This is a genomic window from Borrelia sp. MN22-0132 (assembly GCF_049201035.1).
Lineage (GTDB): Bacteria > Spirochaetota > Spirochaetia > Borreliales > Borreliaceae > Borrelia > Borrelia puertoricensis.
Genome location: NZ_CP138334.1, coordinates 849,649 through 875,054, shown reverse-complemented (window position 1 = coordinate 875,054; position 25,406 = coordinate 849,649). Strand labels below are relative to the sequence as shown.

24 protein-coding genes are annotated in these 25,406 nt (G+C 26.9%); 14 read left to right on the top strand and 10 right to left on the bottom strand.

The genetic code is table 11. The features are described 5' to 3' along the window. Positions 1-27: 27 nt before the first annotated feature. From gap to trxA, 5 genes are all read right to left on the bottom strand, one after another. A complete protein-coding gene (gene gap, locus R5397_RS04115; protein WP_421622996.1) occupies positions 28-1,035 on the bottom strand; it encodes a type I glyceraldehyde-3-phosphate dehydrogenase in 1,008 nt (335 codons plus the stop codon). Positions 1,036-1,107: 72 nt separating this feature from the next. Beyond that, a complete protein-coding gene (locus tag R5397_RS04110) occupies positions 1,108-3,093 on the bottom strand; it encodes a tetratricopeptide repeat protein (protein WP_247065183.1) in 1,986 nt (661 codons plus the stop codon). Then, positions 3,090-3,866 carry a hemolysin family protein gene (locus R5397_RS04105; RefSeq protein ID WP_247065185.1) on the bottom strand — a complete coding sequence of 259 codons (777 nt, stop codon included), beginning with the start codon at positions 3,864-3,866 and terminating at the stop codon, positions 3,090-3,092. Before R5397_RS04105 ends, R5397_RS04110 begins: the two co-directional genes overlap by 4 nt. Continuing rightward, complete coding sequence (gene ybeY, locus R5397_RS04100; protein ID WP_247065187.1) at positions 3,866-4,312, bottom strand: rRNA maturation RNase YbeY; 447 nt, start codon at positions 4,310-4,312, stop codon at positions 3,866-3,868. Before ybeY ends, R5397_RS04105 begins: the two co-directional genes overlap by 1 nt. Positions 4,313-4,400: 88 nt before the next feature. After that, positions 4,401-4,754: a thioredoxin gene (gene trxA, locus R5397_RS04095; RefSeq protein ID WP_011772022.1), complete on the bottom strand. Its 354-nt coding sequence runs from the start codon at positions 4,752-4,754 to the stop codon at positions 4,401-4,403. A gap of 82 nt (positions 4,755-4,836) precedes the next feature. Here trxA and R5397_RS04090 point away from each other — a divergent pair, with 82 nt between their 5' ends. Beyond that, the gene (locus tag R5397_RS04090; protein ID WP_421622995.1) at positions 4,837-5,559 is read left to right on the top strand and encodes a 16S rRNA (uracil(1498)-N(3))-methyltransferase; all 723 of its coding nucleotides are present in this window, start codon (positions 4,837-4,839) and stop codon (positions 5,557-5,559) included. 107 nt (positions 5,560-5,666) lie between these two features. On the opposite strand, the gene R5397_RS04085 is transcribed toward R5397_RS04090, so the two are convergent. From R5397_RS04085 to R5397_RS04065, 5 genes are read right to left on the bottom strand one after another with little or no spacing between them, the layout of a single operon-like run. Then, the gene (locus tag R5397_RS04085) at positions 5,667-6,725 is read right to left on the bottom strand and encodes a PASTA domain-containing protein (protein ID WP_421622994.1); all 1,059 of its coding nucleotides are present in this window, start codon (positions 6,723-6,725) and stop codon (positions 5,667-5,669) included. 29 nt (positions 6,726-6,754) lie between these two features. Continuing rightward, positions 6,755-7,690 (bottom strand): methionyl-tRNA formyltransferase, encoded by a 936-nt coding sequence (gene fmt, locus R5397_RS04080; RefSeq protein WP_247065193.1) that lies wholly within the window; start codon positions 7,688-7,690, stop codon positions 6,755-6,757. Further along, positions 7,687-8,184, bottom strand: a complete 498-nt coding sequence (gene def, locus R5397_RS04075) for a peptide deformylase (RefSeq protein ID WP_247065195.1) — start codon at positions 8,182-8,184, stop codon at positions 7,687-7,689. The genes fmt and def overlap by 4 nt, the downstream gene beginning before the upstream one ends. Before the next feature lie 23 nt (positions 8,185-8,207). Further along, positions 8,208-8,897 carry a hypothetical protein gene (locus R5397_RS04070; RefSeq protein WP_421622993.1) on the bottom strand — a complete coding sequence of 230 codons (690 nt, stop codon included), beginning with the start codon at positions 8,895-8,897 and terminating at the stop codon, positions 8,208-8,210. Next, positions 8,894-10,672 carry a M24 family metallopeptidase gene (locus R5397_RS04065; RefSeq protein WP_421622992.1) on the bottom strand — a complete coding sequence of 593 codons (1,779 nt, stop codon included), beginning with the start codon at positions 10,670-10,672 and terminating at the stop codon, positions 8,894-8,896. The genes R5397_RS04070 and R5397_RS04065 overlap by 4 nt, the downstream gene beginning before the upstream one ends. Before the next feature lie 121 nt (positions 10,673-10,793). Between R5397_RS04065 and R5397_RS04060 the strand changes: the two genes are divergently transcribed. The 13 genes from R5397_RS04060 to R5397_RS04000 all read left to right on the top strand — a co-directional run bounded on the left by R5397_RS04060 (position 10,794) and on the right by R5397_RS04000 (position 25,380). Then, positions 10,794-11,684 carry an HAD family hydrolase gene (locus tag R5397_RS04060; protein ID WP_421622991.1) on the top strand — a complete coding sequence of 297 codons (891 nt, stop codon included), beginning with the start codon at positions 10,794-10,796 and terminating at the stop codon, positions 11,682-11,684. A gap of 13 nt (positions 11,685-11,697) precedes the next feature. Further along, on the top strand, positions 11,698-12,936 hold the full coding sequence (locus R5397_RS04055) for an aminopeptidase (protein ID WP_421622990.1): 1,239 nt from the start codon (positions 11,698-11,700) through the stop codon (positions 12,934-12,936). A gap of 17 nt (positions 12,937-12,953) precedes the next feature. Further along, a complete protein-coding gene (locus R5397_RS04050; RefSeq protein ID WP_421622989.1) occupies positions 12,954-13,421 on the top strand; it encodes a divergent PAP2 family protein in 468 nt (155 codons plus the stop codon). A 32-nt stretch (positions 13,422-13,453) separates the two neighbouring features. Then, positions 13,454-14,923: a hypothetical protein gene (locus tag R5397_RS04045; RefSeq protein WP_421622988.1), complete on the top strand. Its 1,470-nt coding sequence runs from the start codon at positions 13,454-13,456 to the stop codon at positions 14,921-14,923. Beyond that, positions 14,923-17,226 carry an RnfABCDGE type electron transport complex subunit D gene (locus R5397_RS04040; protein WP_421622987.1) on the top strand — a complete coding sequence of 768 codons (2,304 nt, stop codon included), beginning with the start codon at positions 14,923-14,925 and terminating at the stop codon, positions 17,224-17,226. The genes R5397_RS04045 and R5397_RS04040 overlap by 1 nt, the downstream gene beginning before the upstream one ends. 3 nt (positions 17,227-17,229) lie before the next feature. Next, entirely contained in the window at positions 17,230-17,799 is a 570-nt protein-coding gene (locus R5397_RS04035) for a hypothetical protein (RefSeq protein ID WP_421622986.1), read from the top strand. Next, positions 17,799-18,876, top strand: a protein-coding gene (gene prfB, locus R5397_RS04030; protein WP_421622985.1) for a peptide chain release factor 2 whose coding sequence is annotated in 2 segments (ribosomal slippage) — positions 17,799-17,854 and positions 17,853-18,876 — 1,080 coding nt in all. Because the reading frame shifts where the segments join, the coding sequence is not laid out codon by codon here. Before R5397_RS04035 ends, prfB begins: the two co-directional genes overlap by 1 nt. Beyond that, the gene (locus R5397_RS04025) at positions 18,858-20,264 is read left to right on the top strand and encodes a hypothetical protein (protein WP_421622984.1); all 1,407 of its coding nucleotides are present in this window, start codon (positions 18,858-18,860) and stop codon (positions 20,262-20,264) included. The genes prfB and R5397_RS04025 overlap by 19 nt, the downstream gene beginning before the upstream one ends. Positions 20,265-20,314: 50 nt before the next feature. Beyond that, complete coding sequence (gene ftsY / locus R5397_RS04020) at positions 20,315-21,160, top strand: signal recognition particle-docking protein FtsY (RefSeq protein WP_421623068.1); 846 nt, start codon at positions 20,315-20,317, stop codon at positions 21,158-21,160. Next, positions 21,157-22,218 (top strand): hypothetical protein, encoded by a 1,062-nt coding sequence (locus tag R5397_RS04015; RefSeq protein WP_421622983.1) that lies wholly within the window; start codon positions 21,157-21,159, stop codon positions 22,216-22,218. The genes ftsY and R5397_RS04015 overlap by 4 nt, the downstream gene beginning before the upstream one ends. After that, positions 22,205-23,452, top strand: a complete 1,248-nt coding sequence (locus tag R5397_RS04010; RefSeq protein ID WP_247065218.1) for an ABC transporter permease — start codon at positions 22,205-22,207, stop codon at positions 23,450-23,452. Before R5397_RS04015 ends, R5397_RS04010 begins: the two co-directional genes overlap by 14 nt. After that, positions 23,453-24,133 (top strand): ABC transporter ATP-binding protein, encoded by a 681-nt coding sequence (locus R5397_RS04005; protein WP_247065220.1) that lies wholly within the window; start codon positions 23,453-23,455, stop codon positions 24,131-24,133. Further along, positions 24,130-25,380, top strand: a complete 1,251-nt coding sequence (locus tag R5397_RS04000) for an ABC transporter permease (protein ID WP_421622982.1) — start codon at positions 24,130-24,132, stop codon at positions 25,378-25,380. The genes R5397_RS04005 and R5397_RS04000 overlap by 4 nt, the downstream gene beginning before the upstream one ends. The last annotated feature ends 26 nt before the right edge of the window (positions 25,381-25,406 follow it).

The window sequence follows — 25,406 nt, the reverse complement described above, 5'->3', positions numbered from 1 at the left end:
TATAACTACCTCAAGACCATTTTTTTCTTATTTCATTAACTTTTGTGCAAGATCAACTACTCTTGTAGAATACCCAAATTCATTATCATACCATGAGAGTACCTTTACAAAACCATTTAATAACACCATTGTTTCAAGACCATCAACTATTGAAGAATGAGAATTTCCCTTAATATCTGAAGATACTATTGGATCTTCTGTATATCCTAAAATACCACTAAGTTCTCTAGACTCTGATGCTTTCTTAAGCACAGAATTGATCTCTTCTTTTGTAACATCTTTTTTCTTAAGTTGCACTGTAAAGTCAACAATAGAACCTGTTGGAACAGGAACTCTCATAGAAGTACCATTAAGTTTACCCTTAAGTTCAGGTAAAACAAGTCCAACAGCTTTAGCAGCACCTGTTGAAGTAGGAATAATTGAAAGAGCCGCAGCTCGTGCTCGTCTAAGATCAGCATGTGGCAAATCAAGGATTTTTTGATCATTTGTATAAGCATGAACAGTAGTCATAAGACCTTGTTCAATCCCAAAAGTCTCATGCAAAACTTTTGCAAGAGGTGCAAGACAGTTTGTTGTACATGAAGCATTAGAAACAGCTCTCAAATCAGAAGTAATCTCATGATCATTTACACCAAGTACAATTGTCTTAATCTCATCCTTAGCAGGTACTGTTAAAATTACTTTTTTAGCACCGGCATGCCCAACATGATCAAGATACCCACCTCTATCAGTTGTTGCTGTTGAAAACACACCTGTTGATTCAATTACAACATCAACTCCAAGCCTACCCCAAGGAAGATTTTTTGGATCGCGTTCAGCAATAATCTTTATTTCTTTTCCATCTACTACAATTGACCCATCCCTTACCTCTACTTTTTTATTATATATTCCAAAAGTTGAATCATATTTCAAAAGATGAGCAAGTGTCTTAGAATCTGTTAAGTCATTTATTGCAACAACTTCAATTCCTCTCTCAAAAGCAATTTTAAAAATATTTCTACCTATACGCCCAAAGCCATTAATAGCTAGCTTCATACAACTCCTCCATCATTTTGTATTATCTACTAGAATTATTAAATAATAAATTAATTAACCACAAGTGTCAAACTATTTTTTTATAAAAACTGTATATCCTTCCTGAATATAATCTCTTAAAAGAGTAGGTGCTTTTAAAATTCCTCTGGAAATGTAATCACCAATCTCTTCAATAGAAATTTCACCTAAAATATCTGACTTACTATAGTTAATAAAACTAGAACTATCACTATTATACTTTAAAGCCCCTTCTTTAAGAACTAAAAAAACATCTCCTTTTTTCACATCATTCACATGTCCAAGATTAATAAGAACATCATCTCTCTTAATCTGAAGGATCTCTCCCTTTTTAGGTAAATAATTATTAAAATCTCTAGAAAAAGAACTTAAAATATCACTTAAATAAAGAACTCCTCCCGAATTATAATCAAAAGTCTTAACTTTAACACCCGTCTTACCTGAAAAAATATCTACTCTTAAATTAGCCGAATTTTTAAAAATATCTACATCAAGATCGAACATCAAAAACAAATCAAGATTATTATCCCTTGCATAAGAAAATTCTTCAGAAAAACTACTTACCAAATAATCTTTATCTTTATTATAATCGAATCTATAATTAACTACTTCTATATTTAAATTACGATCAAGTATTCTCTCAGCATATTTTAAAATTAAATCATTTGCACCAAAAATTTTGTTCTCATTTTGAGTAAAAATACCTACCCTATAAACTGTTTGATTATTATAAAGCCTATTTAAATCACCAATAGTCTTATAACCATACTTAAAAAACAAAGAACTTCTAATATCAAATGTAACTACATCATAAAAATCTAAAATTTTAGTATCTGTAACCTTTCTATGCTCTATTAAATAATAGAGTTCCTCATAAGCCATCACATCTAATTTCATAAATTTATAAATTTTAGCAAGCAAAAACCTAGCACTATCATTATCAGGATAAATATCAATAGCATTCCTTACATTAAATACTGCTCTATCTAAATTTAAATTTTTAAAAGCCTTAAATCCCTCATTTTCATATCTTTTAGAAATTCCTATATTAGTACCATTATTTTTTTGAAATGAACTCCTAAAATTAGATACAAAAAAACTTTCTTCAAGAGCTATATCGTAAAATTCTAAGTCCTTTTTCATACTTTTAGCTCTCTCAAAGTTTAAAACAGCTTTATCAACTATTTCAAGTTTCAAATAAGAATAACCAAGCAAATAATAAAGTTCATCAGAATTTTGATCAACAAGTATTGCCTTTTGAAGAAAATCGGTTGCATCTTCATATTTAGACTGATATAAATAAACAAGGGCAAGTAAACGGTAAGCATCAACAAGTCCAAAATCTCTATAAGTAGTTCTTACTAACATTAAGTAATTTTGAGCATATTTCTCAGCAACTCCTAAACTATTAGTCTTAATAGAAAATTCTGCCACCCTTTTATGAAAATCTGGCAAAGAAGTAAAATTACCCCTTACTTTGTTTATTAAATGCTGTGCCTTATCATTCATGTTCAATTTTTCATAAATGCTCATAAGACGCTCAAAGGCATTATAATTTGTCTGATTATATTCAAGAATAGATAGATAATAATTAGCAGCTGCAACAAGTAATCCTTCTTCCTCAAAAATTGAAGCAAGTCCCACTAAAGCATCAATATTATTTTTTTGCTTTGCTAAAACTTCCGAATAAAATTTCTTAGCCTGTGCTGTTCCATTATTTTTAAGCAATATATTCGCATAAAGAATCTTATATTCAGTATCACCATTTGACATTTTATAGGCTTTCTCTATAAAAAACTGAGCCTGATTATATATCTTCAATAGATAATAAATTTCTGCAATAAACTTATATGCCTCATAATAATTAGGATTAATCTTTACAGCCTCAAGAAGTTCGTCAATAGCATCATAATACTTTTGCATAAGATAATATGTTTGCGCATTTTGATAATATTTGATTGCAGTTGTAGTATTACCTATTAAACTCCCAAAATTTAAATTAAAAATTAAAAGCATTATCAAAAATCTCTTCAAATTCATAAACCTTCCTTCTGGGAAATTTTTATTACTTTAATGTTTCTTTGATGCATATTTTTAATGGTAAATGTTAAATTATTATATTTTATTTTTTCATTTTTCAAAGGAATCCTTCCGAATAGATCATAAACAAATCCCCCAAGAGTATCAAAGTCCCCATCTGGAAGACTTAATCCAAGTTTTTCATTTAAATCTTCAATCAAAACTCTAGCGGTACAAAGATAACTCCCATCATCAAGAGGTACTATTTCATCAAGCTCATTATCAAACTCATCTTGAATATCTCCTACAATCTCCTCAAGAATATCTTCAAGAGTTACAAGACCTGCAACTCCCCCATATTCATCAACTACAATAGCAATATGAATATGATTTTCCTGGAACTCTTTTAAAAGTGAATCAATCTTCTTACTCTCAGGAACAAACATAACCTTTCGCATAATATCTCTTAGATCTATTTCATAAAAATCTCTCTTCCACATATGCAAAAGTATATCTTTCGTATGAATTATCCCAATAATATCATCTATTGTTTCTCTATAAACGGGAAATCTTGAATGATTGCTAGATGTCACAACTTTCAAAATTTCATCTTTACTCCCAAAATAATCAACAAAAACCACACTTATTCTTGGAATCATAATTTCTTTAACAATTGTTTCCTTTAGAGAATTAAAATTCTTAAGCAAAGATGTTTCAAATTTCGACTTTTCCTCAACATTTTTATAATCAGCATCTCTTATTTTTTTATTTTTAAAACTCAAAAACTTGAACATCAAAATACCCTTCTGGTTTCTCTTAAAACTTTCTCCTGAATAATTAACATCTCTTCATTTTGGAAGTCATTTGTTTTGTGAGTATATCCTATTAAATGTAAAATACCATGTATAGTATTCCTTTGAAGTTCATCGTACAGTTCAACATTAAACTCCAAAGAACTAAACTCTAAATATTCAAGAGATATTATAAGATCACCTTGTATTTTATGATCTATTTGTCCACTCTCTTCAAGATAATTAAAAGAGAGAACATCAGTGGGCTCAGATTTTTGTCTAAATTGACTATTTAACTTTTGAATGTACTCATTATTACACAAGATAACAGAAAATTCATATTCTTTAATACAAAGAAAACCTAGAACAGATAAAATAAAATTATAATAAGCATCCCAATGTTTAAACTCAACACCTTCTGCCCATAAGTTTAACTCTTCTTTTATCAATTCACTATATCCTAAAATAATTATAACTTAAAAAAATATTATATAAACAGACAAGATTTTAATTTTTTATTAAAATTCTCTACACATGCTAAACTTTAAATAAATCTTTAATTGCATCTTCAAAAGAATCTTTTTGAATAAAACCAACAGAAACCCTTGGCTTTTCTCCAACAGGAACAAAAATAATAGTAGGAAGACTTTGAACACCAAGTGCCATAGAAATTTCCTGTTCTTTATCAGTATTGACTTTATAAAAATCAATTCTATCTCCATATTCTTTTGAAAGTTCATCATAAATCGGAGCAAGCATTTTACATGGGCCACACCAATCAGCATAAAAATCAATTATTGCAGGTTTTTTTCCCTTAAAATCCCACTCTTTATTATTTTTATAATCAAAAACCTTATCAATAAATTCCTGCTTAGTTAAACTAATTGCCATATTTTCTCCTAAATCAATCGATTTTTCATTATAACATAAATACAACATATACAATATAATTAATAAAGGATTACATATAGAAATGAACTTAATATTAATAAACCCAGATGAACTTAAAAACGGATTGATACTCAATGATTCAAGAGTAAAACACATAAATGAGATATTAAAACTTAAAAATAATGAAACATTTAAGTTTGGTATTATTGGGGAAAAATACATTTACTCATGCGTATATCAAAAAGATGTAAAACTTTTTTTTAGAGAAAATCGTAAAATAGCAAAGTCAAACAAGCTAAAAAAGTTAAAAGTAATAATTGGTTTAGTGCGACCAATTGCAGCAAAAAGAATAATTACACATCTTGGAAGCATCGGAATATCTGAACTGATTTTTTTTAATGCTTTACTTAGCGAAAAATCTTATTTATGTTCCAAACTCTTTAAAGAAAGGGAATATGAAAAATATCTAATAGAAGGTGCCATGCAAGGTGGAATCACCTACATACCAAAAGTCAAAATTTTTAATAATCTAAGAGGAGTTTTAAAGAACACAGAATATGAGGGAGATAATACCACAAAAATACTACTTGAAAGAGAAAGCAAAAACAAATTAGTTGACTTAAATATACAAACAAAGAATACAGCTGTTATTATTGGACCAGAGAGAGGATTTATAACAAAAGAAATAAACTTAATCAAAGAATATAATTTTAATGCCTATAATATCTCATCAAATATTTTAAGAACAGAAACGGCCACAATTGTAGCATCCGCTATTATCACATCAAAAATGAATATTAAATAATATTTTTTAACATCTTAAATATGTATCAAACAAATAAGCATATTACCAAACATTTCACTTTTAAATTCACTTTAAAAGTGAAAAGAATACAAATAAAACAAATAAACTCAGTTTACTACTGTTTGATTCACAAGTTTATCATAAATATAAAGTTCAATTATCGAACCTTTTAATGCCTCATAAGGCAATTTAATAAGTCCGCCCTTAGATCTAAAAGAATAAAGCAAAGAACTACTTCCACTAGAATCCTTGATCTTAACCATTATATCCACACTAGATGAGTACATATCCAATTTATAAGTCAAAAACCCAAAAACACTTGTATCATTTCTCCTTGGTTCATTAATAGTAATTGTTAATTTATCTAAATTTTCAATTTTACTACCGGGAGATAAAGATTGAAAAATAACACTTCCAAAATCATTGCCACTTGACAAATTCACATCAAAAGCAATCTCATCATTTAAAAGAGAAATAATCGCATCTTTATAATAAAGACCAATATAATTTTTTGCATATTTAACAGGGGAGCCTCCTTGCCCCTTGCTTACTAAAAATTGAAGATCAACTAAGCTTGAAATCTTAGTACCTGGAGATGGTTCCTGACGAATTATTGTCCCCTTTGGAAGAGTACTCTCAATTTCAATGGGTTTTAACAAATGATAAAGCATCCTGTTATTATTAATTGAATTGGCTTTTAAATTAATAAGCACATCATCAATATTTTTTCCAATAAAACTATCAACTTTATTGATCACAGCTCCTTTACTAATAAAGATCTTAACCTTACTATCAAGTCTTAAAACAGTACCTTCCTTAGGATTTTGATCTATTACCTTTCCCTTATCAAGAGAAGTTGATGAAAATTTAAGTTCAACATAAGGAATAAGTTCTTTATTTTGAAGCTCAGTAATTGCATCTTCAAGATAAAGTTCACTAAGATTCGGAACAACAACAATATCACTACTTTTTAAAAAAATAAAAAATATTGCACACGAAATAATTAAAGAACCAAAAATAGTAAGTATTAAACCCTTAGCTACATGTTTGGGCAATGTGAGAACTTTCCTATCGAAATTTTCATTATATTCACACAAATCATTACTACTACTTAAATTTTTATCATCTAAAAAATTTTTATTATGTGGTGGTCTATTATCACTCAATACTATATCATCTCCTTATAGCCTCATATTTAAGATTTAAGAAAAATTTCACCTATCAAATCCCTATTTCCATTATAAAAAGACTTATAATCTACAACCTTCCTCCCAGATCTTTGAAGCTCTAATAACAATAAAATTCCATCTCCTGTCTTCACCAAAATACCTTTACTAGGATCAAATGAAACAATTTTTCCTATTGTCTGATCACTATAATCAGTAGTCTTTATAAAGTCAGCTCTATGAAAAATAATTTCATCTTTATCAAGCTTAGCTCTTGCAAGTGGCCAAGGATTGCAAGCATTGATCTTATTCTTAATCTCAAAGGCACTCAAATTAAAATCAAGCATTCTATGTTGTTTATTTAAAAAAGAACAATATGTTGCCTGGCTTGAATCTTGAACAATGCCAATATGTCCTTTATTCAGTTTACTTAAAGCTTCCAAAACAAGATTAAAGCTATTTAAAGAAACATATTTAAAAACATCATCACTTGTATTAAAGCTCTTTATTTCAAACTGACTCTGTGCTAAAATGTTGCCACTATCCATCTCCAAAGCCATTTTTTGAATAGTAATCCCTCCAATAGCATCACCATTTAAAATAGCGGTTTGAATGGGGGAAGGTCCTCTATATTTTGGTAAAAGAGAAGGATGAATATTAACACAACCCATTGGGAAAATATCTAAAAATTCTTGCCTAAATATCTTTCCATAAGAAAAAACTAACATAAGATCAGGTTTTAATTTCTTAACCATTCCTATTACATCAGAATTAAGTACAACGGGATCTAAAACAGTAATATTCCTATTAATGGCCTCAACTTTAATGTCATTAACTTTTAAAAAAAGACCACGACCACTAGGCTTATCAGGAGCAGTTAACACACCAACTACATTATAATGATCTGAGACTTTCTTTAAAACCTCTAAAGCAATACTGTCAGAACTTGCAAAAAAAATCCTCAAGTTTTAATAAACCTCCTTTTTTTCATATAAGGCTCCAACAATTCATTCTTAAGTTTATCCTCATAATAATCAATAAAAAGCACACCTTTTAAATGATCCATTTCATGCTGAACAATTCTGGCTAACAAATCTGAACTTTCAATCTTAAAAAACTCACCATTTTCATCATAAGCTTCAACTACAATAGATTTTGGCCTCAAGAGATCATAATAAACTCCAGGAATACTCAAACAACCTTCTTTATAAAGAACAAGTTCAACAGAAGTTTCTGTTATCAAAGGATTAATAAAAATTAAAGGTTTTGACATTGCATTTTCTCTGATCACAAAAATAGACAAATCAAGACCTACTTGAGGTGCCGCTAGCCCAACACCATTATTAGCATCCATCAAATTTACCATTTTAAAAGCAGTATTTCTAAGCTCATTATCAATATTTAAAACCGCCTTTGTCTTTACTCGCAATAGATCATTAGGATAAAAAAATATTTTCATAAAACCCTCAACTAAAATTTAAACTATAACTTTATTTGTCCAAAAAGCTTCCATTCCTCATTTTCTGCTTCTGAGAAATAAATACTCCCTTTCCTAGACTTAGGAAAAGCATAAAGCTTACCCTCATTTTCATCCTTAAATACTAAAAATTCCTTAAGCTCTATTTTTGAAGGAAGGAGTTTTTTGTCTTGACCATTCATTTTTAATCTCCAATGACCGTCCAATGTTTTATAAAAAAAAACTTTGTCATCAAGAGTATTAATTTCATAGTTATTCTTTTTATAAATAATATCATCTAATTTAGAAACTCCCAAAGCATAATTTAAAAACTCTTGATTGCTCTGAACAGTATTCCTAATAGAACCAATATACGCGGCCTTAATTTGCTCACTCTGTGAATTAACAAAAAACAAGGTGGGACTTTTTTTTAAATTAATCTTACCAAAAATTTCATTATTCACATCAATAATTAAAAAAACATTATTTTTAGCAATAGCCTTAAGAAGGTTATCATCTTCAAACGACTTTAAAAAATCTCTTATCAAATTACCTTTAATATCTTTTCCAACCAATATTAAAACATTTTTATGTAAATTTCGGGCCTCATTCATAGCATCTTTATAAGAATCATAAAAAATAATATCTGATGACAGCGAAAATAAATGCACAAAACCAAAAACAATAAATATTACAAATAAGCTTACAAATCTCATATCTTATTAGTTAATATCTCTAAAAATTTCAGCTCATCACCACTAAGATATTCTTTCAAACTAGAATATATAAATTCATGATAACTATTAATATAGTCTAATTCATCCTTTGAAAGCATTTCGGTAACTATTAATTCTTTTTCAAAAGGCACAAGAGTTAGATTTTCAAACTCCAAAAAAGTTCCAAATTCATTTGAATAACTTTGCTTCACAAAAACTAAATTTTCAGTTCTAATTCCATATTCAGAATCTCGATAGAGCCCAGGCTCAATTGAAGCAATTTCAGAACCTTTAAAAGAATAAGTAGACAAAGGACTAATAGAAACAGGAAGTTCGTGAACATTAAGAAAAAAGCCTACCCCATGACCTGTTCCATGAGCAAAATTCAATCCTTGCTTTAGCAAAGGAAATCTAGCAATACCATCAAGAGAAGAACCTAAAGTCCCAAATGGAAATTTTAAAGACGCAAGAGCAATAAAAGACTTAAGGACTAAAGTATAATCTTCCATCTCTTTACAAGATGCTTCTCCAATTAAAATAGTTCTTGTAACATCTGTTGTACCAAGTTCAAGGTAAGAACCTCCAGAATCTATTAAAAGCAATCCATTACCATCAAGATTTTTAGCTCCTTTTGTAGGTCGATAATGAGGCAAAGCCGCATTTTCTTTAAATCCAACTATTGAATCAAAACTAGAACTAAAAAATTCATCTCTTGCTGTCCTAAATTTTAACAACATATTTGCAACATCAACCTCATCTAACTTAGAAAGCTCATCTTTGCTTAAACTCTTAAATTTATACAAAAATTTAATCAAACTCACAGCATCAATAATATGAGCCTCTTTCATCTTACTAATCTCATAATCTGATTTTATCGCCTTAAGTTCATTAACAATACTCCCTCCAAGTACTGCATTTGATTTACCAATAGATTCCAATATTTTAACATTACTCTCAACTGATATAAAAAATTTCCCTTCATGATTAATCTCTGCTAAAAACGAATAAAAATTACCATAATCTTCAATCTCAAAACCTTCGGCCTCAAACCTCTCTCTTAACTCAGAATCAAGTTTATCAATATTAATAAAAAGAACATTCTTATATCTCTCACTTCTAGCAATAAACAAAAAAGCATAAAATAAAGCGGATGATTCAATATCCAAACCTCTTAAATTTAAAAGCCAAGCTATTTCATCCAAAGAGCTTATGATAAAAAAATCAATTGCCTTTTCTTCTAATTTTGCATTAACTCTATCAAGCTTATCCGTTCTTCTATCGATTTTTTGAGCTTCACTCAACTCAAATATCTTATTGCTTTCTAAAACGGGTCTATCCTGCCAAATTTTAGAAACTAAATCTTCATGTAAGATCTCAATATCTGTATGTCTACAATTTTGAACCAAATCATTATAAAATTTTATATTAACATCTTCAGAATAAATTCCAAGCCTTAAGCCCTTAAGATTTGCATTTATGTAACTAAAAATATCAGGATACCCTTTAACTCCAAGTCTCATCAATTTAAACTCGGTTCCTTCAAGTTCACTCAATGCTTGTAAAAAATACCTACCATCTGTAAAAAGCACTGCCTCTGTTTCTGTAACGATTACTGTCCCAGCACTTCCTGTAAATCCTGTAATAAATTCACGAATATTAAATCTAACATGAGAATATTCACTCATATGTGGATCATAACTTGCTATTAAATACGCATCGATTTCACTTTTCATCATCAAATTTCTCAATGAAAATATTTTTGTACTAATTCCCATAAAAGCAAGCTCCTTAGATTTTAAAAAGTAACTTTTATTTAATTATAACAAATAATTCAATTTTAAAAAATTTCTTTATTTGTTATAATTAAATCCAACGGTAAAATCAAAGGACAAAAGTATGAAAGATATTAAGGCTATTATTTCTGATCTTGATGGCACACTTCTACTCTCAAATAGCCAGATAGGAGCTTTTAGTGAGATTGTAATAAAAAAACTAACAAAAGAAAACAAAAAGTTTATTATTGCAACAGGAAGAAGCAAAAATGAAATAATTTCCCTTACAGAACACTTAAACTCACATGTTTCATTTTTTATAACATTAAATGGAGCAAGAGTCTACAACAATCAATGGCAATTGATAAGTAGTTATGACTTGTCCTCTGAAATTGTAAATGAGATTTTAAATCTCAGAGAGAACAAATACAAAGATATACCCCATTTTTTACAAAAATCTGAAGATATAGATGAAAGGCTTTACGCTGATAACATAACTAAAAATGCTATTAATAATATATTTAAAAAACATGAATTGTTAAGGAAACACAAATATATAGAACATGAACTAAAAGATATAAGTATAAAATATCATGAAGTCAACAGTTTTAGAGAAATTAAAAACTTTAACAATATAGCAAAAATATTATTACTGCATGATGAAGAACCTCAATTAATAAAATACGAAGCAATAATTTTAGAAAAATACAGAAAAGAAATAAATGCTTATTTATCAACACCACACTCACTTGAAATTGTTAATAACAGAGTTTCAAAGGGAAATGCATTAAAAGACGTCCTTAAAAGCATCCATATTAATTTAAATGAAGCAATTGCATTTGGAGATGGGTTTAATGATGTTGACATGTTAGAAAATGTAAACAAAGGATTATTAATGGGTAATGCAAATTATAGACTAAAGAAAATGTTATCATATTTAGAAATAATAGGCACTAATGATAATGAGGCTGTTGCACATTATATTAATGACAACATTTTAGAAGAACCTGTATAGCATAGGACACAATATGAAAACAGATTTAATAAAATATGCAGAGCTCATTATCTTAAAAGGAATTAACTTACAAAAGAATCAATGCATACTTATTACAGGTTCAATTGAAAATTACGAATTTTTAAAAATTCTAGCACAAAAAGCTTATGAATATGGGGCAAAATACGTAGAACTCAATATTGAAGACACTGACATTTTAAAAACCAGATTAAAATCATCACCAGAAGATCTCTTAGAGTTTATTCCAGATTTCAAGCATAAATTTTTTGAAGAAATGATAAATGAAAAATGGGCAAAGATACGAATTGATAACACAGAAAATTTAGACACATTGAAAGATAATGACAGTAAAAAAATATCAAAATACTTTAAAGCACTAAATATAGCATCAAGAAAAGTTTCAAGTGCAATAATGAATAACGAATTAGCATGGTGCATAATTTGTGCTCCAGGTCCAAAATGGGCTGCAAAAGTTTTAAATAAACCTGAAAATCAAGAAACATTAGAAGAATTTTTTAAAATTCAAAAAAAAATCATGTTACTCGACTCAAAAGATCCAATAAAGGCATGGGAAGACCATGGAAAAAAACTTCATCAAAGATGCGAAATCCTAAATGAACTCAAATTAGAAAAAATAATTTTTAAAAACCAGAAAACAAATTTAGAAATATATCTTCTAGAAAGTTCTATTTGGACAGGAGGAAGTGAAAAAATAAGAGGAACGGATATTGAATTTAATGCAAATATGCCTACTGAAGAGATTTTTACAACCCCTAATTACAAAAAAACAAATGGAATCATGTATGTAACCCGTCCAATAACGATACTTGGAAACTTAATAACCGGAACATGGCTAGAATTCAGAGATGGAAAAGTAATCAACTTTGGATGTGACAATGAACATTCAAAAAACATATTAAAAAAACATATGGAAACTGACATTCAAGCACAATATATAGGAGAAGTTGCATTAGTAGACTGTAACTCTACAATATATCAAAGTGGTTTAACGTTTTACAATATACTATACGATGAAAATGCAAGTTGCCACATTGCACTGGGCAATGCATATCCCTCTTGTTTAAGCAACGGACAAGAACTAAAGACTGATGATGAAAAATTAGATTATGGCTGTAATGTTTCTTTAATTCATACAGACTTTATGATTGGTAGTAATGACATAAACGTCATTGGCATTGACAAATCAAACAAAGAACATACAATAATACAAAATGGACAATTCGTAATATAAAACGGAGTAATCAAATCATGATAAAAGAGTTATTCACAAATGACCTTTTCCTGTCTTGTTTCGTTTCAGGCATTGTTGCACAAATGATTAAATATATTATTCAAGCAATGAAGACAAAAAAATTCAAAACAAACCCAAAACACCTTTTAAAAAGCATTTTCTTGGAAACAGGAGGAATGCCCAGTAGTCACTCTTCAACAGTAACAGCTCTTGCCACATCAATATTAATAACAGAAGGAATAAACACTAACTTTATCATTGCTCTGGCTTTTGCTTTAATAACAATAAGAGATTCATTCGGAGTCAGATACATGGCAGGGGTTCAAGCAGAATACCTAAACGCTTTGTCAGAACAATTAAAAATGAAAATCAAAATTGAACCTTTAAAAATCAAAGTGGTTAAGGGACACAAAAAAAAGGAAGTATTTACAGGAATACTTATTGGTATAATTTCCGCATGGGTAATATGCAGCCGAATAATATAGAATAATATAAATAACAAATTATAAAGGAAAAAATGAAACTACCAAAATTTTTACATATACTGTTAATACTATTACTAATCTCTTGCAATATGGCAAAATTTGGAGATTATAAACCAATATACTTCAAAGGAGAAGAAGATTTAAAAACCGCAAATGACTACATAAACTCATTAGGATATAAAACAATATCTGAATACACAACAAAAGTAAATATATTAGACTTCCCCAATTTCAAAGAGATAACAATAGACAAATTAATTCACCTTAATGACTATGATCTTCGCAAAGATCTATTTTTAAAAAAATTATTTAACCTCTTCAATATAGAAAAGAAAAAAATACTTTATGTCGAATCAGCATTCACCAATAGCGATCTTAGAAAATTAAAGCAAGATCAAAAGATTGAAGCAGAAATGCACTCACTTAACTACAAAACTAAAATTAAATATTTTTCAAGCATAACATTCATAACAATTATGATACTTTTATTACTATTAAACATCAAATATGCACCCTTTATAATCCTTTTTCTAATAAGTTCATGTACTATATTCATATTTAGCGATGAAATACTATATTTTTATCCTTTAACTATACTCTCTTACCTATTATTTACATTAATTGATAATTTTAATAAAAATTACAATAAAATATACCCAAGAGATATTAGCTTCACAGTATTAATTAAGAAAATTAAAATTCCAATATTTTTATTTTTATTTATAGTATTTTACTTTATTGTTATCATTAATTTTCTCACAACCAACCTCGAAGCACTTCTGATTATTTTTGTATCAATATCAACACTTTGTATTTTTTTAATATTCACTTGGATAAAAACTGAAAGCAATCTCAAACACACATTTTTATCCTTAATTGAAATAAAAGAACAAAAACGAGAAACAAAAATACTAAAATTCAAGATCCTCATACATATAATGTTATTCATAGCATCATTAATGCCATTCTTTTATGCACAAAATATACTTAATGCTTATAACAACTTAAATTATCTTTACAGTAAAAAATTGAACTATTTTGACTATTTAAACCCCAACAATATTTACTTAATGGTAGGACATAATGAAGAAATTCCAAATATTGTGGGTTATATGTATCACATATTTTACCAAAACGAACTTAAATATAAAATCACATCTCAATATGGCAAAGTAAACACACATGTAAAAGAGGACTACTTTGAAATAGAAAACAACAAAATAACTATCAACCAAAAAACTGTATACAAAGTAGACAAAGGATTTATATCCAAAAACCTTAATAAAGAACTCTCAAAATTATTCTTAGATAATGGAAATCCAATTTTAATATATAAAGAAACATCTGCTAATATTGCAATCAATAAAGATAATTTTACAACTTTGTTCACTCTCTCATTACCGTTTTTCTTATTGCTATTCCTATTTAAAGCAATAAGATTTACAATTCTTTTAAATATGAGTGAAAAAAGCTATAAAAAATATATTAGAGGAAATATTTGATGTCTAACTCAAAAAAACTAAAAATAAAAAAGCAGTATAAAGTAAATATAGATGAAATTCAAATGCCTGAATGTGTTTTAATTCCACTAGAAACAGAAAATGCAAAATCTACAATATACATCATTGAAAATCAAAGAATCACAGAAGGACAAATATTATCAAAAAATAAAAATGCAGAACTATACACATATTCCCCAATATCTGGAACAATCGAAAAAATATATACAGCTAATCTTCCAGGTGAACACCAATTAAAATCAGCATTAATAAGATTTCACGGAAGAATAAAAAACGAACAAGAACTCTCAGTTGAGGAAGAATCAAGAGAAAAAACACTAGAAAAGTTAATTCGACTAGGAATTCCCTGGTTTAATGAACATTCACTGTTTCAATATGTAAGTAAATGCAAAAAAATAGATAAAATGCTTTTCTTAATAAATGGTAAAGATCCATTCACAAATATCTCAGAAATATTAATAAAAGAAAAATTAGATGAAATTATTTATGGTTTTGAAACAATAGACAAAATATTTAAATTCAAAGAAATATTAATAGTACTTAGCAACTATCACTTAAAAAAAGAACTTGCAAACTTAAATATATTTCAAGACAAAAGATTAACTATCAAATTAATTCCCAATACTTCATATCCATATTCAAATCATGAAGTAATCATGCACTTTTTATACAATGAAGAGAGCATAAAAAATAATATAAATCCAAATAAAAACATACTTTTAGCTAATGTCGAAGACCTTTATAATGTATATAGTACACTCAAAACAAACTCCCCGTATAAAGAAAAGTTTATAACCATAAACGGCAACAAAAAAATACAAAGTAAACTAATCAAAGTAAAAATTGGAACATCTATCCAACAAATAATAAATGAAGATATTGATACAAAAAAATATGACATATTTATAAACAATCCTGCAAATAAGATAAAAATAAACAATCTAAATATACCTATAACAAGAGATATATACAGCATTACAATATTAAAAAAAGAATCAATATTGAGTAAAATAAAATTCTTAAAAACACCTAGTTTTTCACCACTATATATGGAAGAGATTATTTTATCAAAGATTAAGGGCAAAAATAACATTTCTAATAAACAATTACAATATCTGCAATATACTGAAACTGAAACAGAAGATGAAATAAACAAAGTAAAAAAAGAAATAAAGGAAAAGATTTTAAATTTAAGCCTCAACAATGAACCAATATACACTGAGAATAACTTAAAAGATATCTATTTAACCATTATCCTAGCCTTAATACCTAGTTTAATATTCTCTTTTACAAACAACATAAAATTTTTAATTGATACTTTAATATTAACAATGATAAGCTTGTGCTCATATATTCCAATAATGCTAAAATCCAAACATAAATATCTCTCATTCTTTATATATACTTCATTAATTATCAATATAATCTTACCTTTAAATTTCCCTATCATATTAAAAATAATGACATTACTTTTTACATTTTTAGTATTTTTTTATTTCTCAAAGCTTTCCAAATTTCTTGTAAACCCCATATTAATATCGTTCATGTTTTTATTACTAAACTTTCCATCAAGTTTTAAGAATACATATTCTAAAAAACTCTCAGAGCAAGAAGATATAATTCCTACCTGGAATAAAATAATGCAGAAAAGTTCAAACACTCAAAATTTAGAAAGCCTAAAAGAATTTAAAAGATACGAAAACAAGCACATTGATATGATTGAAAAATTTATAAATGACAATATATTATCTAATCTAAATATAATGATACCAAGATTTCACGTTGAAAACTTGTTAGGATTACAAAACGAAAAATATTTATCCCCCATTTTGATTTACATTGGTTTCTCATTTATTCTTGAAAAATTTATCATAAATAAATTAATACCACTATCTTTTTATGTAAGTCTGCTACTAATTGCTTATATCCTCAAAAGTCTTGGTCTTTACAGTTATATAAGTTTTGATATGCTAACTCTAATAATATCACCAATTCCAATGATTTTAGTATTTACAATGAGCACAGAATTACAAATAGCCCCCCCTTTTAAATTTGAACAAATACTTTATGGAATTACATTATCTTTAGCATATTTTATAACATTAAGCTATATTCCACTTGAAACTTTAGCAGCTGTAATATCCATTTTTATCCTACAGATAAGTTCAACATTAATAAAAAAATATAGCTTAACATTTCAGATTAAAAAAATATTGCATCATTTAAGCATGAATCAAGCAAAAACAATAAAATATAAAAACGAAAATGGAGAAGAAATTATATAAATTATGAAAAATAGTTTAATAATGTATCTATTAGTAAATAATCTATTACTAATACACTTTATCGGAATTGAAGACATAAAAATCAACGATAACAAGACATTATCAAAAAAGTATTTGGTCGTTATAATAACTTCTTTATTAATTTATTCAAGTCTTTTTTACGTTTATAAATTATTCTCAGAACATAACTTATTATTTATAATACCAATTATATATATAACATTGATCTATATACTAACGATAATACTAAAAACATTAAACAATATCTTAATTGTTTACAACAACAAATCAAAATATTCAAACGACTTTCTGCTATCCAATAGTAGTTTAATTGCAATAACATTCTTTGCATTAGATAAAAGTCATAACTTTTTAGAAGGCATTAAAATAATCATTTTATCTTCATTCAGCATCTTAATAGCTCTTATATTAATAACCCTAACAAAGAAAAGTTTTGAAAAAAAATTAACATCAAAAATATTAGCCAATGAAACAATATATTTTTTTATAATGTTCATTTTATCTTTAATTCCAAATATAATTATGTTAATAAATAATATCGAGGGTTTATAATGAGAGAAAAAATAAATGAACTTTTGGAACAAATTGAAAATGTATGGAGGAAACTTTGACAGCAATAAGATCAAGATAGAACTTAAAGAATATGAAAAACAAATGAATGATGAAAATTTTTGGAATGATAATAAAAAAGCACAAGAGATCCTTAAAAATCAAAATATTTTAAAAGCCAAAATTGAACCTTGGGAAGATTTGATATGTAAACTCAAAGACTTAAGAGAACTCTGCGAAATTGCAGAAAACGAAGAAGATACAGCGCTAATCGATCAAGACATTAATAAACTAAAAGAACAGTATAAGCATCTCCTAACATTATCTTATTTTAAAGAAGATATTGATATCAATAATGCATTCTTGACAATACACTCAGGAGCAGGTGGCACAGAAGCTTGTGATTGGGTTAGCATGTTATATAGAATATACCTAAGATATTCTGAAAGACATGGGTACAAAACAGAACTCATAGACTTACTTGAAGCTGAGGGGGGCATTAAATCTGTTACAATTGAAATAAAAGGAGAATATGCTTACGGATTTTTAAAAAGTGAAGTAGGAATACATCGTCTTGTAAGAATTTCTCCTTTTGACGCTGCAAAAAAGAGACACACATCTTTTGCATCTGTTTTCATTGATCCTGTAATTGATGATAAAATTGAAATAACAATTAAACCAGAAGATATTAGAGTTGATACATATAGAGCCTCAGGAGCAGGAGGGCAACATGTCAATAAAACATCTTCTGCTGTTAGAATTACACACCTTCAAACGGGAATAGTAACTCAATCTCAAACCGATAGAAGCCAACATAGAAATAAAGATCTAGCAATGAGAGTATTAAAATCAAAACTTTATGAACACTACAAAGTACTAGAACAACAAAAAAATAAATCTAAACAAGAGGAGAAAAAAGATATATCTTGGGGCAATCAAATAAGGTCTTACATCTTTCAACCCTATACTTTAGTCAAAGATCACAGAACAAAATTTGAAAATCCAAACATCATATCTGTTATGGATGGAAACATTGATAACTTTATAGAAGAATATCTTAAATGGAAAAATCTAAGTTAATTATAACATTATTTTTAATCTTAACATTAAAACTAGCATATCCTCAAAGTAAAATTGAGTATGGTTTTTCTTATATCATCAACACACAAGATGAAAATAAAAATCTTCAAGAAGGCATTGAGCAAACACTAGATAAAATTTATAAGACAATCAATGAACATATTGTAAATAATAATGATAAAGATTTCATCAGACACATTTACATAAATCAAAATATAGTGAATAAAGAACGAGAGATTAGCAAACTAAAAGAAGATATGGACAAAAAAAAGCTACAAAATGCAATAAGTTCCAGAGAAGAAAATAAAATAGAAATCAAGATAAACGAGCTTAAAAAAGACATTGAAAATATTAAAATTAAACAAAAAGAACTTGAAGAGTACCTTATAAATTTAAAAAAAATGAAAACAAAATACATAAAACATAAAGAAAAAATACATCCATCAAATTTAAACACAGAATTTTTAATAAGTCAAGAGCTATTTTTCATCAATTATATACATCTTAAAAAAATAGAAAAATATTATCTAGTTGAAATTAGCAATATCACTCCTCAAGGAGTCAAGGTTAAAAAAGAAATTTTTCACCTATCATCATCCGTTGATGATATTGCAAACAAAATAGCAGAGCTTAGTTTTGAAGAAATATTAGGAAGAGAATTTATTAAAATTAAGATCAATGTCATCAATAATTTAGATGCTAAAATATATATAAACGAACAATTTGTATCAAAAGGAATATATAACAATGATATATGGGATATTTCTAAACTCCCGAACAAAGAAATTATCATTAACATAATAAGCACAACTTACAAACCCCATACAGTAAAGCAAAAGGTAAAAAGCGGAGATACAATTAACTTAAATATCAACTTACAAAAAACAAATTCTGGAAAAATACCAATTACAAGTAATGTAACATCCAAAGTATTTAAAAAAGGAATATTCATAGGAGAAACTCCAATTGAAATTGAAGAACCTGAGGGCATAGAATCTATTTTATTACAAGCTAAAGGATACAAAAACATGTTCAAAATGATAAGCAAAGAAGATAAAGAAATTAATATTGAAATGTTAAAAGACAATAAAAATGAACTTATTATAAAAAGAGATCAATTCTATATAAATCTCGGGATCTTCACATTAAATTTAATAGGTACTGCCTTTGCCATAACAAAATACAATGAATCATCAGAACTTTATAATATCGCTTTAAAGAATATTATTAGACGTAAAATATCACCTCATGATCTATACAACGCAAAATCAGAACAAATGATTACAACATTTTTACTTGCTACAGGAATTACACTTTCTGTTGGCAGTTTTATACCGTTAATAATTCATATGGTACAATATATTCAAGAAGCAAGCAGAGGTGAATAAATTATTGTAAAATTATTTAGCAAACAATAAAAAATAGGAGAATGAAAATTTTGGGCATTTTCGACAAGATAAAAAATTTATTTAAGAACAAAGAAAAAACACAAATATTTGAAAATTTAGAAGATATTCTCTTAGAAGCAGATATTAAAAATGATATAGTAATTGAAATAATAGAAAATATAAAAAAACTTAAAGTCAAAGATGAAGAAGAAACACTCTTAAAACTAAAAGATTTTCTTAAAAGTTACATAAACCAACAATCCCTAAACTTAGAGAATAAAAGATTAAACATATTATTGATAATTGGGGTGAATGGAGTTGGCAAGACCTCAAGCATCATAAAGCTTGCAAATAAATTTAAAAATGAAGGTAAAAACGTATTAATAGCTGCAGCAGACACATTCAGAGCAGCAGCAATTGAACAAATTAAAATACAGAGCGAAAAAATTGGAATTAAAGTCATATCTCAAAATCAAGGAAGCGACGCAGCAGCAGTAATATTTGACAGCATCTCAAGTGCAAAGACCAAAAATTATGATATATTAATAATTGACACAGCAGGAAGACTTCAAAACAAAGAAAATCTAATCAAAGAACTCCAAAAGATGGATAATGTAATCAAAAAGCAAATGAGCAAAACAAATGCTAACTATAAAAAAATATTAGTAATAGACTCTATCTCTGGAAAGAATATAAATAATCAAACAGAAATATTTAACAAAGCAATAGAAATTGATGGAATAATAGCCACAAAATTTGACTCATCATCTAGAGCAGGTGGAATAATAAATATCTCAAAATTATTTAAGAAACCAATATACTTCTTTACATTTGGGGAACAAGTAGAACATATTAAAGAATTCAACATTGATGACTACTTGAATAAATTATTATGACAAAAAAGATAGTAATATTATTCTTAATATTTATAATACCAAGTACATATGGGCAAAATTACTTTATATCCGACATATTTTTCAATAAATATCAAGAAATATATGAAATCCCACAAACAGGATTCTACATTGAATACACGAAAATTAATGAAATTGAAAAATTTAGTCTCTTTAAAGACCTACAACTAATAAAATACAAAACACAAAAAACAATAAAAGATGATAAAAAAAAATTAACATTCTATAATGAAAAAGATATCAAAACAAAAGAAGAAATTTATGACAATTTGAACAATAAAATAAAAGAAATAAAATATAGTCCTAAAGGAATAATTCTTGAATCTGTCGATTTTTTTTATAAAAACAATGATTTAATTTATAAAGAAATCAAAATTTTAAACCAAAAGCCAAAAACACTACACTACATGAAAGATTCTAGTGGCAAGCTTTTAAAAATAACAGGTTCAGATTTTCAAGTTTGGAATTACGGAATCAATGGGGAGATAAAGTCCACATACTTCGACATAAAAAAGTCCAAAACAAAAGTAATTCAATATGATGATCAAAAAAGAAATTTAGAAAGCATAATATTAGACAATAACAAAATCAAATCTAGAGAAAAAAATCAATATTTAGATGATAATGAAATAATCAATACCGAAGAAAAAGAAGAAGGCAACATAAAAATTATATCAAAATATAAAGGTCCTAACTTAATCAAAAAAGAAATATACAAAAACAATAAAATAACAGAGATCAGTGATTTTGAATATAATGAATCTGGAAACGTTATAGTTGAAAATGTAACTGTAAAAGAAAACAAAAAAGAACATAACACTAAAACAAAATATGAATATAATTCTGATAATAGGTTAACGTCAAAAACAATTTATGAAAATAACTTAATATTATTAAAAACTGACTATTTTAATGATCATGAATACGAACAAGAAATATACTACAATGGAAATCCTATCTTTAAAGTAAGATACAAAAATGACGAAATTATTGAAGAAATAAATAAAAATATTAACAGAGATAAAAATGGGATTAAATAAATTTTTATTGAAAAGATTGATTTTAGATGAACAAAATAGTTTATCACTCACAATTGTAATAGTTTTAAGCATAGTGCTTGGACAAATAATTATCATTATCACAATATCAATAATGAATGGTTTTCAAAATGACTTTTTCACAAGCATATCTACTCTAGAGAGTGGTAATTTAAAAATTGAAAGCCAATTAAATGATCAAGGGCTTAATGCTCTCAAAGAGATTAAAGAAATAATTCAAATAAATAAAATCTATGAAACACAAGGCATTGGAATTGAAAACTATTACTATCCAAGTATCTTGAATATCATTGCACTTGACACAAAAGACATTATAGAAGATAAAAATTTTATCCTACTAACAGGCCTTACACAATCTGAACTCCAACTTAACGATGATGAAATCATAATAGGAGATGTACTCTCATATAACTTAGGCCTACTTGAAGGCGACATAATAGGATTAATATTAAGTGATGAAATAAAAAATTTACAAATATTAAAAAACGAAGTAAAATATTTTAAAATAAAAGCCATTTTTAAGAGCAATTATGCCAAAATAAATGAATCCACAATATTTATGAATATTAATTACTTTTACAAAAAACAAATTATAAAAGATTCAGATATTAAATATCAAATAAAAACACAAAATTTATATCCTAGCAAAAGCTTAATAAACAAAATAAAAAATATTAATCCCAACATCCAATTTAAATCATGGAACGAATATAATAAAGAATTCTATAAAGCACTAAAAATAGAAAGGAATACAATGTTAATCATTTTAACAAGCATATTTCTTGTCATTGCCGTTAACACATATTATTTACAAAAAAGAATTATAATCAATAAAAGCAAATCGATTTCAATAATCTTATCCTTAGGGCTTAAATCGCAAAAAATCAGGGAAATTTTCTTAATTCATTCAGTAATAATCTGCATACTCGGAGGAATTATTGGATTAATTGCGGGCATTATAATATCTTCAAATATAAATGAAATTTTAAATGTAATTGATATTTTAATAAACAGCCTGATTAATACTATAAATTATGTATTAAAATTAAAACTAGAAAATATAGAAATCAAAATAGTTAAAAACACAATTACACCTAAAATATTTTTAAGTGATTTAATGTTCACACTATTTTTTGCTTGCTTGTTTACCATATGCTCAAGCCTAAAGGTAACAAAAAAGATCAAATATGTTGATAAAATAAACGGAGCCTCATAAATGAAAAATATTATGTGTATAACGGAAATACATAAAACATACACTAAAAACAAAACAAAAATAAAAGTATTAGAAAATTTAAATTTAAATGTAAAAGATGGGGACTTTATTTCAATTCAAGGTAAAAGCGGATGTGGGAAATCTACACTTTTTAACATCATATCAGGAATTGATAAAATGGATTCAGGCGACATAATTTCATGCGGAATATCTTTAAAGAATGCAAGTGAAAAAACCCTAAGTTTATATAAAAACAAAAAAATAGGTCTTGTATTTCAAAATCACAATTTAATTGATGAGTTTAGTGTATTTGAAAATATTATTTTACCTAAAATAATTGAGGGGAAAGATAACTTAGAAACAATAAATAGAAAAGCTCTACGCTTAATGAAAATATTAGAAATAGATACAAGAGGAGATCACTACCCTTCAGAGCTCTCAGGAGGAGAAGCACAAAGAGCAGCAATTGCAAGGGCTTTAATAAATGAACCAAACATAATCTTATGCGATGAACCTACTGGTAATCTGGATATTAACACCGCAAAAACGGTAGAATCTTTATTAATAAACACAGCTAAAACATTTCACAAAACACTAATTTTAGTCAGTCACAATCCAGAATTTTCAAATAAAGCAGATATAAAATATGAACTTAAAGAAAAAACACTAAAGAGAATATGATGCGTCCAAATATCAAAGAACTCACAAAAATAGCATACATAATATTTATAAATTCAAAAAATAAAAAAGCCTTGATTGGTTCTGGAATATCTTTAAGTTTAGTAATGATTCCTTTAATTATTGTCTACTACATGTCAAACAATATAATGAATTCTACAATAGAAAAATATATTGAAAATGAAGGATTTTCCGTACAAATTGAATATAATGAAATTCAAAAAGATACATATCTTAAGTCTAAATTAGAAAAATTAAAAAAAGAATACCAACATGATGAACTAAAATATTTTTTTGAAAGAAGAACCTACGGAATAATCGGAAATAATAAAAAACAAGGTGTATTAATAAGAGCAATAGAGAACAAATTTATTGATGAAAATAAGCATATAAAATTAATAGACGGCACAAAGAGCTTCAACAAAAATGAAATATTGATATCAAAACAAATTAAAGACAGACTTAATTTAAACATCAACGAATCTATTTATATAGTAGTACCAAATAATAAGCATCAAAAAATATTCCCCAAAGCAAAAAAGTTTAATATATCAGGAATCATTGAAACGGGTTTAAGAGAAGTTGACAAAAACTTAGTTCTCATCTCACTACAAGATTCAAATATCATGTCGGAAGAATTTTCTAAAAGAATAATTGGAATTTCTATCAAACCCAATATCAAAGAAAAAACTGATAATTTAAAGAAAAATATTCAAAAAGAATTTCAAGAATACAAAATAAAAACATTTTATGAGCTTTATTTAAACAAATATACAAACTTAGATATCAGCAAAAAACTTTTAATATTTATTATGGCATTTATTGTAATATTTGCAAGTATTAATATATCCTCATCTCTTTGTATGTTAATACTTGAAAATAAAAAGAAAATTGCAATATTTAAATCAATTGGAATGAATAATTCAAGTCTCAAACTAATATTTATATTAATAGCACTTGTTCTAAGCTCAATATCTTGCATAATAGGAATAATCATTGGAAATTACATAACCATTAATATCGAATATTTAATTAATATAATAGATATTATTATTAATACAATTTTAAAAATATTTGGAACTTATAACACAGAACTTTTAAACTCTGATTATTATATCTCTGAATTTAATATCAAAATAAGCTACAAATTTAGCTTAATTATTCTCTTATCTTACACGCTAATTAGTATTACAACAACGCTTATTCCTCTAAATATTATTTCAAAGTTTAAAGAAAAAGAAATTCTATAAATAAATCAATATTTTATACATAAAAA

Coding starts and splice junctions, on each gene's coding strand:
- def (WP_247065195.1), bottom strand. CDS start 8,184: ATGAAAATATTTTTTTATCCTAATGATCTATTGCGAGTAAAGACAAAG.
- gap (WP_421622996.1), bottom strand. CDS start 1,035: ATGAAGCTAGCTATTAATGGCTTTGGGCGTATAGGTAGAAATATTTTT.
- R5397_RS04010 (WP_247065218.1), top strand. CDS start 22,205: ATGGGATTAAATAAATTTTTATTGAAAAGATTGATTTTAGATGAACAA.
- R5397_RS04055 (WP_421622990.1), top strand. CDS start 11,698: ATGAAAACAGATTTAATAAAATATGCAGAGCTCATTATCTTAAAAGGA.
- R5397_RS04015 (WP_421622983.1), top strand. CDS start 21,157: ATGACAAAAAAGATAGTAATATTATTCTTAATATTTATAATACCAAGT.
- R5397_RS04025 (WP_421622984.1), top strand. CDS start 18,858: ATGGAAAAATCTAAGTTAATTATAACATTATTTTTAATCTTAACATTA.
- R5397_RS04070 (WP_421622993.1), bottom strand. CDS start 8,897: ATGAGATTTGTAAGCTTATTTGTAATATTTATTGTTTTTGGTTTTGTG.
- R5397_RS04050 (WP_421622989.1), top strand. CDS start 12,954: ATGATAAAAGAGTTATTCACAAATGACCTTTTCCTGTCTTGTTTCGTT.
- R5397_RS04110 (WP_247065183.1), bottom strand. CDS start 3,093: ATGAATTTGAAGAGATTTTTGATAATGCTTTTAATTTTTAATTTAAAT.
- R5397_RS04005 (WP_247065220.1), top strand. CDS start 23,453: ATGAAAAATATTATGTGTATAACGGAAATACATAAAACATACACTAAA.
- R5397_RS04105 (WP_247065185.1), bottom strand. CDS start 3,866: ATGTTCAAGTTTTTGAGTTTTAAAAATAAAAAAATAAGAGATGCTGAT.
- R5397_RS04035 (WP_421622986.1), top strand. CDS start 17,230: ATGAAAAATAGTTTAATAATGTATCTATTAGTAAATAATCTATTACTA.
- R5397_RS04000 (WP_421622982.1), top strand. CDS start 24,130: ATGATGCGTCCAAATATCAAAGAACTCACAAAAATAGCATACATAATA.
- R5397_RS04040 (WP_421622987.1), top strand. CDS start 14,923: ATGTCTAACTCAAAAAAACTAAAAATAAAAAAGCAGTATAAAGTAAAT.
- R5397_RS04090 (WP_421622995.1), top strand. CDS start 4,837: ATGAACTTAATATTAATAAACCCAGATGAACTTAAAAACGGATTGATA.
- R5397_RS04060 (WP_421622991.1), top strand. CDS start 10,794: ATGAAAGATATTAAGGCTATTATTTCTGATCTTGATGGCACACTTCTA.
- R5397_RS04065 (WP_421622992.1), bottom strand. CDS start 10,672: ATGGGAATTAGTACAAAAATATTTTCATTGAGAAATTTGATGATGAAA.
- R5397_RS04045 (WP_421622988.1), top strand. CDS start 13,454: ATGAAACTACCAAAATTTTTACATATACTGTTAATACTATTACTAATC.
- trxA (WP_011772022.1), bottom strand. CDS start 4,754: ATGGCAATTAGTTTAACTAAGCAGGAATTTATTGATAAGGTTTTTGAT.